At 62.9% G+C, this 14,809-nt stretch carries 15 protein-coding genes and 1 pseudogene; 6 read left to right on the top strand and 10 right to left on the bottom strand.

Translation table 11 applies throughout. The features are described 5' to 3' along the window. Positions 1-28 precede the first annotated feature (28 nt). Positions 29-742: a transcriptional regulator NanR gene (locus NKI35_RS14800; protein ID WP_023672607.1), complete on the top strand. Its 714-nt coding sequence runs from the start codon at positions 29-31 to the stop codon at positions 740-742. 2 nt (positions 743-744) lie between these two features. Here the strand turns inward: NKI35_RS14800 and apnL are convergent. The 8 genes and pseudogenes from apnL to NKI35_RS14760 form a co-directional block, all read right to left on the bottom strand. Then, positions 745-2,584 (bottom strand): annotated as a pseudogene (apnL, locus tag NKI35_RS14795) (D-apionate lactonase). After that, on the bottom strand, positions 2,581-3,615 hold the full coding sequence (locus tag NKI35_RS14790) for a Gfo/Idh/MocA family protein (protein ID WP_023681700.1): 1,035 nt from the start codon (positions 3,613-3,615) through the stop codon (positions 2,581-2,583). Before NKI35_RS14790 ends, apnL begins: the two are co-directional and overlap by 4 nt. A gap of 2 nt (positions 3,616-3,617) precedes the next feature. Then, entirely contained in the window at positions 3,618-4,682 is a 1,065-nt protein-coding gene (locus NKI35_RS14785; RefSeq protein WP_023751565.1) for an ABC transporter permease, read from the bottom strand. After that, complete coding sequence (locus tag NKI35_RS14780) at positions 4,679-6,226, bottom strand: sugar ABC transporter ATP-binding protein (RefSeq protein ID WP_352740603.1); 1,548 nt, start codon at positions 6,224-6,226, stop codon at positions 4,679-4,681. Before NKI35_RS14780 ends, NKI35_RS14785 begins: the two co-directional genes overlap by 4 nt. Next, positions 6,223-6,867: a DUF2291 family protein gene (locus NKI35_RS14775; protein WP_352740601.1), complete on the bottom strand. Its 645-nt coding sequence runs from the start codon at positions 6,865-6,867 to the stop codon at positions 6,223-6,225. The genes NKI35_RS14780 and NKI35_RS14775 overlap by 4 nt, the downstream gene beginning before the upstream one ends. A 91-nt stretch (positions 6,868-6,958) precedes the next feature. Next, positions 6,959-7,900, bottom strand: a complete 942-nt coding sequence (locus NKI35_RS14770; RefSeq protein ID WP_352740599.1) for a D-ribose ABC transporter substrate-binding protein — start codon at positions 7,898-7,900, stop codon at positions 6,959-6,961. A 324-nt stretch (positions 7,901-8,224) separates the two neighbouring features. Beyond that, positions 8,225-9,052, bottom strand: coding sequence for a phosphogluconate dehydrogenase C-terminal domain-containing protein (locus tag NKI35_RS14765; RefSeq protein ID WP_023681705.1), 828 nt, complete (start codon positions 9,050-9,052; stop codon positions 8,225-8,227). Positions 9,053-9,271: 219 nt separating this feature from the next. Beyond that, a complete protein-coding gene (locus NKI35_RS14760; protein WP_023681706.1) occupies positions 9,272-9,499 on the bottom strand; it encodes a KTSC domain-containing protein in 228 nt (75 codons plus the stop codon). 154 nt (positions 9,500-9,653) lie between these two features. Between NKI35_RS14760 and NKI35_RS14755 the strand changes: the two genes are divergently transcribed. The 5 genes from NKI35_RS14755 to NKI35_RS14735 all read left to right on the top strand — a co-directional run bounded on the left by NKI35_RS14755 (position 9,654) and on the right by NKI35_RS14735 (position 12,599). Next, complete coding sequence (locus NKI35_RS14755; protein WP_352740597.1) at positions 9,654-10,250, top strand: alpha-ketoglutarate-dependent dioxygenase AlkB; 597 nt, start codon at positions 9,654-9,656, stop codon at positions 10,248-10,250. A gap of 64 nt (positions 10,251-10,314) precedes the next feature. After that, positions 10,315-10,701, top strand: a complete 387-nt coding sequence (locus NKI35_RS14750; RefSeq protein WP_352740595.1) for a hypothetical protein — start codon at positions 10,315-10,317, stop codon at positions 10,699-10,701. A 77-nt stretch (positions 10,702-10,778) separates the two neighbouring features. Further along, on the top strand, positions 10,779-11,213 hold the full coding sequence (locus NKI35_RS14745) for a cupin domain-containing protein (protein ID WP_352499603.1): 435 nt from the start codon (positions 10,779-10,781) through the stop codon (positions 11,211-11,213). A gap of 109 nt (positions 11,214-11,322) precedes the next feature. Then, on the top strand, positions 11,323-12,093 hold the full coding sequence (locus tag NKI35_RS14740; protein ID WP_488377191.1) for a copper homeostasis protein CutC: 771 nt from the start codon (positions 11,323-11,325) through the stop codon (positions 12,091-12,093). Then, positions 12,093-12,599, top strand: coding sequence for a GNAT family N-acetyltransferase (locus NKI35_RS14735; protein WP_023741532.1), 507 nt, complete (start codon positions 12,093-12,095; stop codon positions 12,597-12,599). The genes NKI35_RS14740 and NKI35_RS14735 overlap by 1 nt, the downstream gene beginning before the upstream one ends. Positions 12,600-12,665: 66 nt before the next feature. On the opposite strand, the gene NKI35_RS14730 is transcribed toward NKI35_RS14735, so the two are convergent. Both NKI35_RS14730 and NKI35_RS14725 read right to left on the bottom strand, forming a co-directional pair. Continuing rightward, complete coding sequence (locus tag NKI35_RS14730) at positions 12,666-13,688, bottom strand: acyltransferase family protein (protein ID WP_023739055.1); 1,023 nt, start codon at positions 13,686-13,688, stop codon at positions 12,666-12,668. Between the two features lie 288 nt (positions 13,689-13,976). Beyond that, positions 13,977-14,774, bottom strand: a complete 798-nt coding sequence (locus tag NKI35_RS14725) for an FAD binding domain-containing protein (RefSeq protein WP_023739056.1) — start codon at positions 14,772-14,774, stop codon at positions 13,977-13,979. Positions 14,775-14,809: the final 35 nt, after the last annotated feature.

The following is a 14,809-nucleotide window of genomic DNA, read 5'->3' as shown; positions in this document are numbered from 1 at the left end:
AGACAGGTCAAGGGAGTGATTCGCGACGATGAACCGTTCGGAGCCGATCGTCCGGCGCAAACTTTCCGACGAAGTGTTTTTGCGGCTGAAGCGCCTGATCACCAGCGGAGAATTGACGCCGGGCGACGACATGCCGTCGGAGCGCGAGTTGATGGAGCGCTTCGAGGTCGGCCGTCCCGCGATCCGCGAGGCGATGCAGGCGCTGAGCAATATGGGCCTCGTCGCGATCTCGCATGGGGAACGCGCCAAGGTGCTCCAGCTGACCGCCAAGTCGATCATCAAGCAGGTCGATGGCGCAGCCAAGATCATCCTGTCGTCGTCGAAGGACACGTTGGAACACCTGAAAACGGCGCGCATCTTCTTCGAGCGCGGTATGGTCAGGGAAGCCGCCGAAAACGCCACTGCCGAGGACGTTGAGCAGCTGCGGGCCACAATTGCCGAACAGCGTGGCTTTCGCGGCGATTCCGAAGCCTTCATCTCCGCCGACATGAAGTTTCACACCCAGATCGCGGCGATCTCGGGCAACCCGATCTATATCGCCGTCAGCGAGGCGATGCTCGGTTGGCTGAAGGAATATCACACCGAAATGCTGATCTGGACCGGCAAGGAACAGTTCACGCTGACCGAGCATGAAGAGATCATCGGCCGCATTGAGAAGAAGGATGCCGACGGCGCCGAGAAGGCGATGATCAAGCACCTCGAGCGCTCGCGCGCGCTTTATGTGATGAACTCCGGCAACTGATTTCAGCTGATCCGCGTGATCGCGTAAGGGGTCATCACCAGTTGGCCTCGGCCAAACGCTGAGATGTCGACCGCCACGTCGTCCGCCGTCAGGTTCGCCAGCCACGCCACGGTCTTGCCCGAAGCGGAGCGGCCGGCCAGCGCCAGCACCTTGGTCTCGTCGCTCGTCCTTGCCGCAACATGGGCAAGGCCGGCCAGTTCGCAAAGCCCCTTGATGGCATCGAAGATCGGCCGAGGCGATCCTTCCGCGACGGGTTCGCCGGATGCTGCCAGCACGCCGAAGGGCCCGGCGAAGCCGGACAGCGTGAGCAGTTCCAGCCCGGCCGGCGCGACACGCGCGGCATAGCCGATCGCCCATGCGGCTGCGAACAGGCCGGCATGGCGAGGGTCGCGATCGGCCATGGCGATGCGCTGTCCCCCGGGATTGCCCTTGGTCGCGCCGCCATAGGGGTTCTGGCGCATGGCGATCGTCGATGGACCGATGCGGTAAGGCTTTTCCCCAAAGATCGCCCGCGCCGAAGCGGTTATGGAGGGCAGCGCCTCCAGCGACTGCATGACGCTGAGATCGTCGGCGGCGTGCACGATCGGGCACGTGCAGTGAGTGACGAAATCGAGCAGGCCCCCCGGGCACGCGCTTGCGGTTGAGCTCGGTGAAATAGCTGAACATGCCGCCGCCAAGCCGGATATCGGGAAAGGCGCGCCGCGCCGCGTCATAGACGTCTTCGAGCGGCGGACAGTCCGGCCACGCACTGCCCGGCGGTGTCGACTGCCGGTCGACCGAAGGCGAGACGGCAATGGCCGAAAGCTTCAACCCGGCTTGACGCACCATGTCGGCAACGCCTGACAGCTCGGGATCGAGGTCGCCCGCGCAGGCAACGACGCATTCCAGCGTCGTCTGCACCGGATAGGCGGCGGTGAGCCTTGCATAAGACTGCAATGCTTCGAGACCGTGGCCGCGCGTCGGATCGTAGTGGAAGACAAGTTGCTGCGGGCCGAGCTCGGTCAATGTCGAAAGATTTGCGAGCGCTGCTTCGACCTCATCCGGGTAGATGATCACGCCGAGATCCGGCAGCCTCTGCCCGGTCTCGCCGAGTTCGACGCTGACCGGTTCGGCGGCAGATGCTGCGGCCGGCATTCCCCCCTCGCCGGTGATGCGCAGGCTGACCGTCTGGCTTACAGTTTGGCCGGCCGGCAGTACATAGGGCCAAGGCAGCGCCAGTGGCCGCACATAGGTCTTGTAGGACGCGTCCGACCAGTTACGCTGGTCCTCCATCTCGAAAGTGTCGCCCTCCATCCGGCATTCGGCAGTAATGCCCGGCCGGACTTCATGGGTGATCGCGCGCAAATCCTTGAAAGGCTGCCAGGGATCGATCAACAGCGGCAGTTTCGTCGCCACCACGCTGCCGTCGGTATGCTCGACCGTGACCGGGCTGCCGGCGAGGCCGGCGATCGGATGCAGGACGCAAAAACCGCAGCGATTGGTCTCGAAATCGCTTTCAGGGACCGCGCTGACGTCGAACACTAGGTGACCGTTGGCGGAGCCCTTGATCGTAGCGCGAAAGTCGAGCCGGCTTCCGCCCGGTGCTAAGCAAGTTGCGGAGTAGCTGACGGAGAAGCTGTCGGCGTCCTGATCGACGGCAAGGTCCGTCAGCGCCGGTTCATAGGTGCCCCAGTCGCGGTCGCGCACGATGTAGGCGATGGCGCGCAGCACTTCGATGCCGCCGTAGCGGATGGTGCGCAGGCTGCCGTTGACAAAGTCGGCGCTGAGCAAGCCCGCACTCAGCCTAACCGGCTCGGCCTCGACCACGCGTGTGCCGTATAGGAGGAAGGCGTCGGCTGTCATGTCAGCAAGCCATCCAGGTGGACAGGTTCGTGGCTCGCGGCGCCCAGATAGGCCGCCTCGACCAGCGCGAATGTCTTGAGATTGTCGGCGCCCGAGGTCGCCGGCTCGGTTCCCTTTGCCAGGCAGTCGACCCAGTGCTGCTGGATGGCGACGACGCTCTCCTGGATGTTGTGCCATGGGCGCGATGCCCAGGCGAGTACGGGCGGCGAAACGTCGGTGATCTTCGTGCCGCTCCTGCCGGTGACGGTGAGCCGGTATCCCTGCGCCAAGCGGATCGTGCCGTCGCTGCCGTCGATCTCGATCAGCGTTTCGGGAAACGGTTCGGTGGCGAGCTTCGTCGCGTAGCTACAGTCGACCACTGACGTCGCCCCGCTCTTGTGGTCCATCAGCATCGTCGCGACATCTTCGCCCGCGATGCCGGGGTTGATGCGCGCGGTTCGCGTCGTGATCGTCGACACGTCGCCCAGTAGAAAACGGGCGATGTCGAGACTGTGGATACCGAGGTCCTCGATGATGAAGCGCTTTCCCTTGGCGAGATAGGGCTGGCCGGAAAACACGTCATAGGCAGAGCGGAAGGAGATGCGCCCGAAGAACGGCGTGCCGATCTCGCCGCTGTCGAGCACGGCACGCACCGCCTGGATCGCCGACTGCCAGCGAAAATTCTCATGCACCATCAGCGGTACGCCGGCTTCCACGCAGGCCCTCACCATCGCCTTGGCGTCGGCAAGCGTCGGCGCGAACGGCTTTTGGCAAATCACCGGCACACGGTGCAGCGCCGCCATCTCGACCAGCGGACGATGGCTGGGAACGGTAGTGGCGATATCGACGAAGTCGAGGCTTTCGCTTGCAAACATCTCTGCCGCGTCGGTGTAGCGCTTCGCAATGCCGAACTGGTCGCCGATGATGCGCAGCCGCTCCGGGTCGCGGTCGCAAATGGCGACCATCGCGGCGCCTTCAATGTCGCGCCAGGCATGCATCTGGTTGATGGCAAAGAAGCCGCAGCCGATGAGCCCTCCCCGCAACTCCGCCATGCTCAGCCTGCCTTTGCCATCTGCATCAACGTCACCCGGCTCTGCAGCCGGCGCTGCGCCTGGTCGACGACGACGGCGACGATGATGACAAGGCCCTTGATCACCATCTGCCAGAAGGAACTCACGCCCATCATCACCAACCCGTCCGAAAGAATGCCGATGACGAAGGCGCCGACAATGGTGCCGCCGATCGTGCCGCGCCCACCTGACATCGAGGTGCCGCCGAGCACTGCCGCCGCGATGGCGTTGAGTTCGAAACTTTCGCCCGTTGCCGGGTGCGAGGCCATCAGTTCGGACGAGATGATCAAACCGACGATCGCCGCGCAAAAGCCGGAGAACATGTAGACGAACATTTTCACCACGTTGACACGAACGCCCGAAATTCGCGACGCCCGTTCATTGCCGCCGACGGCGAAGATGTGGCGGCCGAGCGGCGTGTATTTGGCGAGATATGCCGCCGCCAGCGCAACGACGATCAGGATCCAGATCGCCACCGGCAGGCCGAGCAGCCGCCCGGCGCCGAGGAAACCAAACCCGGTGGTGCCAAGCTCCGGCTTGCCGACGAGGTTGGGGAAGGTGCGGCCGTCCGACGACAGCAACGCCAGGCCCCGCGCGACATAGAGCACGCCGAGCGTGGCGATGAACGGCGCGACATTCAACCTGGTGATCAGCAATCCGTTGACGGCGCCGATCAATATGCCGACCGCCAGCGTGATTAGGGCGATCTCGACGACATTGAAATAGATTGTGTAGCCGAATTGCAGGTCGATTCCGTTCAGCACGAGGTAGCCGGCGACCATGCCGCACAGGCCGACGATCGAGCCGACCGACAGGTCGATGCCGCCGGTGACGATGACGAAGGTCATGCCCATAGCGAGGAAGGCGTTCAGCGCCACATGTTTCGACATCAGGATCAGGTTGGCGGTCGACAGGAAATTCGGCGCCGCGATCGAGAAGAAGATCAAGACGGCGATCAGCGCGATGAAGGTCCTCGCCTTCATCAGCGTCAGCAGCAGCGAGCCGCTCGAAACGGAGGAGACAGCCGCCTTGGCCGGGATGTCAGTCATGGGTTCTCCGTGTGCGGGGCCGGTCCGTGGCCAAGTGCCGAGGCGGCGACAAGGGCTGCCTCCGTCGCCTCGGCGCGATCGAACATGCCGGTCAGTTTTCCATTGCTCATCACCGCGATCCGGTCGGACAGCGCCATCACCTCACCGAGATCGGAGGTGGCGAACAGAATACCGAGCCCATCGCGCGACAGTTTGCGCATGGTGCCGAAGACGTCGGCCTTGGCGCCGACATCGATGCCACGGCTCGGCTCGTCCATCAGCAGCACCTTCGGCCCGGTGAGCAGCGCCTTGCCGATCACCACCTTTTGCTGGTTGCCGCCCGACAGCGACGAGACCTCCTGCGCCGGGTCGGCAACCTTGATCGCCAGTTCCCGCACCATCTGCGTCACCGCCTGCTTCTCCTGGCCGCCACTGATGTGGAACAGGCGGACAAAGCGCGACAGGCTGGCCAGCGTCAGATTGCTGGCGACGGAGAGGATCGACACCAGCCCTTCGCGTTGGCGGTCTTCGGGGATCAGCGCCAGCCCGCGCCGGATGCGCCGCGTCGTGTCCCGCTCCTTGACCTTCTTGCCGGCGATGAAGATCGCGCCGGTCGCCTGGCCATGGCGGCCCATGATGCAGTCGAACAGCTCGCTTCGCCCGGCGCCCATCAGGCCGTATATGCCGAGTATCTCGCCGGCGCGCAGCGACAGCGAGACGTGATCGACCGCCAGCCCCCCGGTAGCCCGCGGCAGGCAGATGTCCTCGGCGCGGAATATCTCTTCGCCGGGAACATGGCCGTCGGCCTTGGCGAAATCCTTGGCGTCGGAGCCGATCATCTGCCGCACGATCCACCGCGTGTCGACGTTTTTCATCTCTTCCTGGCCGGTGATGTGTCCATCGCGCAGCACGGTGATGTAGTCGCCGATGCGGATCAGTTCTTCCAGCCGGTGCGAGATGTAGACGATGGCCACGCCGCGCGCCTTGAGGTCGGCGATCACCTTGAACAGGATCTCGACTTCCGCCGCACTCAGCGCCGAGGTCGGCTCGTCCATGATCAGGATGCGTGCATCGAGCGAAACCGCCTTGGCGATCTCGACCAGCTGCTGCTGGCCGATGCGCAGATCCTCGACCAGCATGTCGGGCCTTATCCCGGCCTGCAGGCGTTCGAGAAATTGGGCCGCACGGCGCTCCTGCTCCTTGCGGTCGATCTTGCGAAACCGGTTGGTGATCTCGCGCGTGGCGAAGATGTTCTCGGCGACGGTCATATTGCCGAACAGGTTCAGCTCTTGGAACACCATGCCGATGCCGCGGTTCACCGCGTCGCCCGATGACGAGAAGGAGACCTCCTCCCCTTCCAGGAGGATCCGGCCGAGCGTCGGCTGTTCGACGCCGGCGATAATCTTCATCAGCGTCGATTTGCCGGCGCCGTTTTCGCCGACCAGCACATTGACGGCGCCCCTGCGCACCTCGAAATTCGCGCGCTTGACCGCGACGGTGCCGGAATAGACCTTGGAGACGTCCTCCAGCTTCAAGACGACATCGTGAGCAACCGCAGCGCTCATGGCTTCGGCCCGATTTCTGCCTCCGCCGGCGTCACCAGCGGCAGGTCCTGGCCGCTCTCGAGCGTATAGGCGCCGAGAACCTTGGCGGTCCGGCCTTCCAGCGCGTCACGCGGCAGTTTGGCAAGCACGGCCTTGACGGCATAGGCGTTGAACGCCTTGCCGAACTGGGCGAAGTCGATCTGGTTGGTAAAATCGTTGAACTGGATGAAATCGAGACTGTCGCGCAACGCGGTTCCCCGCATCGCCGGTCCGATTTGCACACGCGCATCGGCCTTGCCGTCGCCGTCGACATCGATATCCATCGTTGCCGCGCGTGACGTCGTGTTGGCTGCGATGATCTTGCCCTCGACGCGAACCGCGAAGGTCCATGGCGAATTCGCCTGCTTGTTCGGATTGCCATATTTGGCGCCAGCGGAAGCAGGATCGGTTTTCGCCAGAGCGTGGACCTCGGCAAACGGCCCGGCCTTCTGCTGGAGGTAAGGCACGACCTTCGCGGCCCAGATCTCCTCGACCATCTTGTCCGGATTGAAGACGGCGGCATTGCCGCTGCCCCCCGAAGGGGTCGGGAGGATCTTGCAGGCGGTCAAGCTGATGCCGAGTATCACGGCAAGGATCGGCCAGGTCGGCTTGTTGTTCAGCATGATGGCTTGTTGAGCATGTGATCAATACCCACGGAAAATGCCGACGAGGGACGACCCTTGGGTCGCCCCTCGCTGTTCATGTCACGCCGGCTCAGTTGGTCAGCGCAAACGTTTCCAGCTTGGCAGCATTGTCACCATTGACCAGAACGCAGTCCATCAGCTGCTTTTCCTTGGCCGGCGACTTCTTGTTCTTGATGAAGTCGTTGGCCTGCTCGACCGCCATCTGCGCCTGCGCATAAGCCGGCTGCAGCACGGTTGCCTTGATGCCGCCCGCGGCGATGGAGTCGCGCACGTCGTTCGATCCGTCGAAGCCGACGACGATGACGTCCTTGCGGTTTGCCGCGACCAGCGCCGCATAGGCGCCCATCGCCATCGTGTCATTGCCGGAGATGACGCCCTTGATATCCGGGTTGGCCTGCAGGATCGATTCCATCTTGGAATAGGCTTCCGTCTGGCTCCAGTTTGCCGATTGCTGGGCGACCATCTTCAGATCCGGATAATCGTCGATGACGTCATGATAGCCCTTCGAGCGGATGCCGGCATTGGTGTCGGATTCCTTGCCGACCAGTTCGACGAAATTGCCCTTCTCGCCCATCAGCTTGACGAACTCCTGCGCGCCGAGCTGGGCGCCCTGGTAGTTGTTGGAGACGATCTGAGCCACGGCGACGCCGGTGGCGTTGATCTCGCGATCGATCAGGAACGACGGCACGCCCGCGTCCTTGGCCTTCTGCACGGCAGCGACGGTGGCGTCGGCGCCGGCATTGTCGAGGATGATCGCCTTGGCGCCGCGACCGATCGCCGTGTCGATCAATTCGGACTGCTTGTTGGCATCGTCGTCATGGACGAGCACCAGCGCTTCGTAGCCGAGTTCCTTGGCCTTGGCTTCGGCGCCGACGGCTTCCGCCTTGAAGAACGGATTGTCATGCGAGGGCGTGATGATGGCAATGAGGTCGGCCGCATAGGCGGGCACCGCCGTGCCAAGCGCCAGCATGCCGGCGAACGCCGCAAGTGTCATTCTGCGTGTGAGTTTCATGATGTCCTCCCGTTTGAAAAAATTGCCTTGATCGATCAAGGCCTCTGCATTCGAATTCGTCGCGCAACGCGGGCCGCCGATTGGTTCAGGCTGAATGCCGTTGCCGGTTTCCCAAACGGTCGTTGCTCCCCCACCCCTCCACCCGTCCAGGCTCGAACTCCCTGCGAAACCTTGTGGATCCGAGCCAAGAACAGCTAAGCCAACTGGTATGATGAGTCAATCACTAATTGAGGTGACATGTGCCGCTGAGCAAAAAGATCTGGCTGTCACGGCGGGTGTGTCGAGCGATCGAGGCACTCCGGCCAGCGCCCGACTCGGCCTGTCTCAGGTAATGCGCCGAATGCTCGCGGCGATCTCTTCCGGCTCGAACACCCGCTTCCAGTCGTCGCGCATCAGCACCGGCTTGCCGAACTCGATCGCCTTGTTGCAAGCGTCGGAAAACACACCCTTGGTCTCGCCGAAAATGACGGCGCCGAGCACGTTCATGTGGCCGAGCAGGAAATCGAGCGCCGCCTGTTGGTCGACGCCACGCGCGACGACCTCGTCGACGGCTTCCTTCATGACGACAAGCAGTGACGCGCACACCGTCTCCGATAGACCGGGCTCCAGCAGCGCCATCTGTTCGACGGTGACACGGTGCGAGCGCATGACCGGCGCCCAGATGATTTTCGCGACCGCCTCGCCCTTGGCGTAGTCCGCTTCCGGCCCCTGCATCAGCGCGCTGACCATATGCTGCTTGGCCTTGACGCCGCCAAAATAATCCTTCTTGGCCGCCATGTCGGTCTCGTCGTTGAAGATCGGCGGATGACAGGGATGGGTGACGAAATAGGTCAGGTCCGGCCGGTTGGGCAGATGGCCGGCGAAGGGTGCGGCCGCGTCGAGCACTATCACCATCGTGCCAGGCGCGAGCTTGCTCTCGATATCAGCCGCCACCTTTCCGATATGCGTGTCGGGAACGGCCAGGATGACGATATCCGCCCCGTCGAGCGCCGCATCGGCACTGACCGCGTCGAAGCCCAGTCCGGTCTTCAGCCGCTCGCGGCCGGCCTCGCTGACCTCGACATGGCGTACCGTATAGGGCGATCCGCGAAAATTGGTCGACAGGCGGTAACCCATTTTGCCGCCGGCACCGAGCAGCGCAATCGTCGTCATCTATCCCTACTCCCGCTTTAAACGACGGCCGCGCCGATCGTCATGTTATTGACTGGTATAATCACCTTACCACGGATTGAGGAGTTGAACAGGGCTTTGATGAGGCCATGCGGTCGTCTGTTTGGCATTCCGCTCGCACGTGGCGGGCCTATAGCTGCCTGGGTCCCTGGTCTTCCCAGCCCGAAAACTATCCCTGCGCCGCGAGTTCTCGTAGCGCCTTCAGGATCCAGTCACGCGCCGGCGTCCTTCTTCAACCAGGTGAAACCGGTAGCGATCGCGTATGAACTCGTTGAAAAATTGCCCTTTCGAGAAGGCGGCGCGGAACGCCGCGTAGGTCTCGGGCTCGACCTCCTCGTAGTCGTAGCGGGCTCCGCTCGGGACGAACCAGACCGAGAGGATTTTCGTCGACGGGTCGTAGTGGGTGTTGCGGATGGCAGTGGACGGCATGTCGAAAATCCCGCTTCGTCCCAAAATCTTGCTTCGCCCCAAATCCTGCTTCGAAAATGCGTAATGCCGCAACGATGCGGAGGTTCCGTCAGGGAGGCGCACCACAACGCCGAAAATCTTGCCCGGGCCGCGAGGCTTCCTATCTCTCCGTCAGATGTCACAGACGAAATCCAGTACAACAGCGTATGCCAGCCAGGGCGATCTCTTCGGCGCGGCCGACACGCTGCCGGAAGGATTTTCTTACCGGCCTAGCCTGATCACAACGGACGAAGAGGCGGAACTGGTCCGTCACCTCAATGAACTGTCCTTCAAGCCGTTCGATTTCCATGGCCATATTGCCAACCGGCTGGTCGCCGGCTTCGGCTGGCGCTACGACTACGACCGGCGACAGGTCGTCGAAGCGCCGCCCATCCCGAAATTCCTGCTGCCGCTTCGCGACAAGGTCGCGGATTTTGCCGGCAGGCAGGCCACGGAATTCGCGCAAGTGCTCATCAACGAGTATCGGCCGGGCGCGGGCATAGGTTGGCATCGCGATAAGCCGCATTTCGATCTCGTCGCCGGCGTCTCGCTGCTGGCGCCCTGCAGCTTTCGGCTGCGCCGCAAAAAAGGCTCGAAATGGGATCGCGAGACGATCGAGGTCGAACCGAGGTCCCTCTATCTCATGTGCGGTCCGGCGCGCCACGAGTGGGAGCACAGCATTCCGCCGGTCGCCGGGCACCGCTATTCGATCACGCTGCGCACTCTGAAATAGGCGATACTCCAAGCCACGCAGCAGCCGCTCTGGAAGGCAGCACGCAGTTGTGCTTCGATTGCATATGAGCGTTGATCGCAGCAAAATCCCGGCCATCCGCGTGGCGCTCTTTCTGTGGGCATGCCTGTCCTGCGTTCTGGCTCTGCAGTGGCTCGTCGACCTCGGCATGGTCGGCTTTCCCGACGGATACATAACGCCCTATGCCCGAGCAACGAGCACGCTGTTGCATGTCCTTGTCTCGGCATGCCTGGCTCAAAGTCTCTACTTCGCTTGCCGAGCCTTGCTTGGCAAACGCTTCGAGCCTGCTCCTCTCTTCCTGCAAATCCTGATCGCCGCCGCACTGACTGTCGTGCCGGCATTCATCGTAAAACACTGTCCGCGGTCTCAGGTATGCAGCAACATCTATGAAGCGCTCACGAATACGATGATGGACGACGGCACCGGCGGATGACGTTGTGTCTCCAGTAACTGACGAGAGTTAGAACTTTGGCGTCGCGCCGCGCGGTGGCGGTAAAACCTGGAGGAACCATGCGAAAGATCCTGGCATCGATGCTGCTGTTCGCGGCAGCGCTATCTGCAAACCCCGCTCGGGCGCTGGACAGTACCATCCCGCCGGTTGTCGTCACACCGCTTGCCGATCGCAGCCAGACGGCGTCCGGTCAGCCGATCGTGCTGCCGCAGAAAAATGTCCAGGTCCTGGTTTCAACCTATGACATTGCGGTCGGCGCCACTCTGCCGGTGCACAAGCACCCGTTTGCCCGCTACGCCTATGTCGAGGCCGGGACACTCAAAGTGACGAATGTCGAGACCGGCAACAGCAACACCTACAAGACGGGCGATTTCATCATCGAGATGATCGGCCAATGGCACCAGGCCACCAACATCGGCGACGCCCCGGTCAAGCTGCTGGTCATCGACCAGGTCGAACAAGGCGCCAAGAACACGGTGCTGCAGAAACAATAGATCTCTCGCTACGGACCTAGGCAGGGTTGCCGGGCTGGCCCAAGCAGCGACTGGCTGTTCCGGCTTCCCCACCAACCGAGCCGATGCTAGGGCTGGCCGTCATGCAATCATGAAGGATCGCCCCTTGGCAGGAAATGCTCGCCCCCTGATCGAAATCTGCGTCGAAGGCATCGATGGACTGCTGGCCGCGCAGGCCGCCGGCGCCGACCGGGTCGAGCTCTGCGCCAGCCTGGTCGAAGGCGGCATCACGCCCAGCCTCGGCACGGTGCGCGCCGCACTCGAGAGCGCGACCATTCCCTTCCATGTCATCGTGCGGCCGCGCGGCGGCGATTTCCTCTACAGCGAGGCCGAATACAGCTCGATGCTCGCCGATGTCGCAGCGCTTCGTGACCTCGGCGTCGCCGGTGTCGTCGTCGGTTGCCTCAATGCCGACGGCACCATCGATGAAACCCGCATGGGCGCGCTGGTCGATGCCGCCGGTCCGCTCGCCGTCACCTGCCACCGCGCCTTCGACATGACGCGCGACCCGGCCGAGGCGCTGGAAGCGCTGATCCGCTGCAAGGTCGGCCGCGTGCTGACCAGCGGCCAGAGGGACACCGCGGTGGAAGGCGCCGGCCTGTTGGCGGATCTCGTCCGCCAGGCCGACGGCCGCATCATCATCCTCGGCTGCGGCGCGCTGGACCCCGAAAACATCGCCGGGGTGCTGGCATCAACCGGGCTGACGGAACTGCATTTCGCCGCGCTCAAGGACGTACCGAGCGCCATGGCCTACCGCAACCCGCAAGTCGGCATGGGCGGCGGCGATCTGGACCGCGAATACCGCACCACAGTCACCGATGGGGCGCTGGTTGCCGCGACGATTGCGGCGGCCAGAGCATGATGAGCGAAGCCGTGACTGGGCCGTCGCCGATCAGCCGTGTCTCGCCTCAGGACGAAGCGGCCATCCTCGCACTCAACAATGAGCACGCCGCCGAACTGTCATGGCTCGAGCCCGAACGGCTGTCTTTCCTGCTTGGCGAAGCGTTTTACGTCAGGCGCATCGGCACGCTCGAAGCCTTCATCATGACCTTCGACCAGAATGCGGCCTACGACAGCCCGAATTTCCTCTGGTTCCGCGAGCGCTATCCACGCTTCGTCTATGTCGACCGCGTCGTCGTCGCGGCGCAAGCGCGCGGCCGCGGCCATGCCCGCCGGCTCTACGAGGATCTGTTCGGGGAAGTCGCCCGCGCGGGCCACAGCATCGTCACCTGCGAGGTCAATGTCGAACCGCCCAATCCGGCTTCGGACGCCTTCCATGCGGCGCTTGGCTTTGCCGAGGTCGGTGACGCGGTGATCCATGGCGGCAAGAAGGCGGTGCGCTACTACCTCAAGGAGATCGCCGGCTGATGGGTCGCTGGCTGATGATCGGCAAGCAGATCGCCACGGCGGCATAAGATTAGGAGTCCGTAGCCCTCACCAATTCCGGTTCAGCCAGGCCCGCGCGGGCTTCTCGACCAGATAGTAGCTGCATAGTGCACAGGCGAAGACAGCCGCCAGCATCGGGATCGGCGCACTGCCCTGCTCGGCGACGAATTTGTAGAAGGGCTGTTGCCAGAGATAGAGCGAGTATGACCACAGCCCGATCATCACCATCGGCCTGGACGATAGCAGGCCGGTCAGGTGCCGGCTGCTGGTGTCCAGCGTATTGACGGCAAGCGCCAGCAACGGCACCGCCAGTAGGTAATGGATCGGCGTCGGCACCGGATCGAGGAACAGCAATATAGCCGCCGCCGCCGACACGAGGCTGACATAGGGGCTCTTCAGGAATGCCGGCAGCCGGTCATCGTGCTTGAGCAGGCAGATCGATGCCGACAGCAGGATCGAGGCGATATGCACATCGGTGCGCCAATAGCTGTGCTCGTAATCCATGCCGAGTGCCCAGTACGAAATGGCGCCATTGGCCATCGCCAGCAGCGACAGCGTCACCAGCAGCCGAACGACATTACCCCGCCCGGTCACCACCACGCTGATCAGCGCCAGGATGATGTAGGCATGCTCTTCCACGCATAGCGACCAGATGTGGTCGAGCGCGCCGGCGCGGGTGATGAGAATTCCGGCATAGTTGTAGGTGAATGTCAGCGCCGTCAGCGCCGCCTTCCATTTGAAGCCGATAAAGGTGCCGGAGAGCCCGATCATGGCTGATGTCACGAACACCAGCAGCGCGGGATAGATGCGCGAAAAGCGGCGCTTGAAGAATTTTTTCAGCGGAAAGCGTTCGATGAACAGTATCTCGCCCATCAGCCGGCCTGAGAGCACGAAGAAGAACTCGACGCCGAGCACGCCGAGATTGATCCCGGGAACGGGGAAGAAATGGCCGATCAGCACCAGTGCGATCGAAAGCCCGCGCCAGCCATCGAGATAGGCCAGTCTTGCTCTGGCTGCTTTGTCGGCTGTGGCCCGCGGCAGGGCAACAGACGCTGCGGAGATGTCGGCCATGCCGATCCTCTACGACGCAAGATCTTGGCGCAGCTCACACCGCCGCGCGCAGAATCCACCCCGTGTTCCGCCAAGCTATACATATTGCAGTGCAATATCAGATTGTGCAAGTGCGAGAATGGGGCTGGGCAGTCCCTTGGGAAGTATGCGCCTGTTCTTGCACGGGAATTACCTGAAACAACGGATTTGCGCGTGGCAGCGAACCCGCAAGGACTGGGCAGTTACAGCCCGCCGCAGACGAACAAAGGGGCCGCGATGGCCCCTTTCCTTGTCAGTAGCTTTATGATGTCAGGCGTTGGCTGCCGCCACCGCGCGCTTGGCCATCACGGCGATCAAATTGGCACGGTATTCGGCCGAAGCGTGGAGGTCGGTCATCAAATTCTTCGCCGGCACTTTCACGCCGTCGAGCGCCGATGCGGCAAAATTTTTCGCCAGTGCGGCTTCGATCTCCTTCGAGCGGAACACGCCGTCATCGCCGGCACCGGTAACGGCAACGCTGACCCCGTCCTTGCCCTTGGCCACGAACACGCCGACGATCGCATAGCGCGAGGCCGGGTTGCGGAATTTTTCGTAAGCAGCCTTGGCCGGCGCGGTAAAACTCACCGCGGTGATGATCTCGCCTTCTTTCAGCGCCGTTTCGAACAGGCCGGTGAAGAATTTCGCGGCTGAAATCTCGCGCTTGTTGGTGACGATGGTGGCGCCCAGCGCCAAGAGCGCCGCCGGATAATCGGCGGCTGGGTCGTTGTTGGCGACCGAGCCGCCGATCGTGCCCTTGTGGCGCACCGCCGGATCGCCAATCAGCGACGCCAGATGCGCAAGCGCCGGACAGGCCTTCCGCAGCTTCTCGTCATTGGCGACGTCGTAATGGGTTGTGGCGGCGCCGATGGTGACGGTCTTGCCCGACACCTTGACGCCTTGCAGCTCCCTGATCCGCGACAGGTCGATCAGGTCGGACGGTGCGGCGAGCCGCGTCTTCATCGCCGGGATCAGCGTCATGCCGCCTGACAAAAGCCTGGCGTCGCCGCTCTTCACCAGCTTGGCGGCGTCGGCGACCGAGGCGGCGCGGTGGTAGTTGACTGCGTACATGGGATCCTCCCCTGAAGTGGTTAGGCAGTAGTGAG

Source organism: Mesorhizobium sp. M0676 (assembly GCF_040320535.1).
Taxonomy (GTDB): domain Bacteria; phylum Pseudomonadota; class Alphaproteobacteria; order Rhizobiales; family Rhizobiaceae; genus Mesorhizobium.
The sequence above is the reverse complement of the archived record's forward strand: the minus strand, read 5'-3'. Positions and strand labels throughout refer to the sequence as shown.

Bases quoted from the DNA above. Each gene is read 5' to 3' on its own strand.
- NKI35_RS14730 (WP_023739055.1), bottom strand. From the start codon at position 13,688: ATGGCCGACATCTCCGCAGCGTCTGTTGCCCTGCCGCGGGCCACAGCC.
- NKI35_RS14770 (WP_352740599.1), bottom strand. From the start codon at position 7,900: ATGAAACTCACACGCAGAATGACACTTGCGGCGTTCGCCGGCATGCTG.
- NKI35_RS14745 (WP_352499603.1), top strand. From the start codon at position 10,779: ATGCGAAAGATCCTGGCATCGATGCTGCTGTTCGCGGCAGCGCTATCT.
- NKI35_RS14790 (WP_023681700.1), bottom strand. From the start codon at position 3,615: ATGGCGGAGTTGCGGGGAGGGCTCATCGGCTGCGGCTTCTTTGCCATC.
- NKI35_RS14755 (WP_352740597.1), top strand. From the start codon at position 9,654: ATGTCACAGACGAAATCCAGTACAACAGCGTATGCCAGCCAGGGCGAT.
- NKI35_RS14725 (WP_023739056.1), bottom strand. From the start codon at position 14,774: ATGTACGCAGTCAACTACCACCGCGCCGCCTCGGTCGCCGACGCCGCC.
- NKI35_RS14760 (WP_023681706.1), bottom strand. From the start codon at position 9,499: ATGCCGTCCACTGCCATCCGCAACACCCACTACGACCCGTCGACGAAA.
- NKI35_RS14800 (WP_023672607.1), top strand. From the start codon at position 29: ATGAACCGTTCGGAGCCGATCGTCCGGCGCAAACTTTCCGACGAAGTG.
- NKI35_RS14780 (WP_352740603.1), bottom strand. From the start codon at position 6,226: ATGAGCGCTGCGGTTGCTCACGATGTCGTCTTGAAGCTGGAGGACGTC.
- NKI35_RS14750 (WP_352740595.1), top strand. From the start codon at position 10,315: ATGAGCGTTGATCGCAGCAAAATCCCGGCCATCCGCGTGGCGCTCTTT.
- NKI35_RS14765 (WP_023681705.1), bottom strand. From the start codon at position 9,052: ATGACGACGATTGCGCTGCTCGGTGCCGGCGGCAAAATGGGTTACCGC.
- NKI35_RS14785 (WP_023751565.1), bottom strand. From the start codon at position 4,682: ATGACTGACATCCCGGCCAAGGCGGCTGTCTCCTCCGTTTCGAGCGGC.
- NKI35_RS14775 (WP_352740601.1), bottom strand. From the start codon at position 6,867: ATGCTGAACAACAAGCCGACCTGGCCGATCCTTGCCGTGATACTCGGC.
- NKI35_RS14740 (WP_488377191.1), top strand. From the start codon at position 11,323: ATGAAGGATCGCCCCTTGGCAGGAAATGCTCGCCCCCTGATCGAAATC.
- NKI35_RS14735 (WP_023741532.1), top strand. From the start codon at position 12,093: ATGAGCGAAGCCGTGACTGGGCCGTCGCCGATCAGCCGTGTCTCGCCT.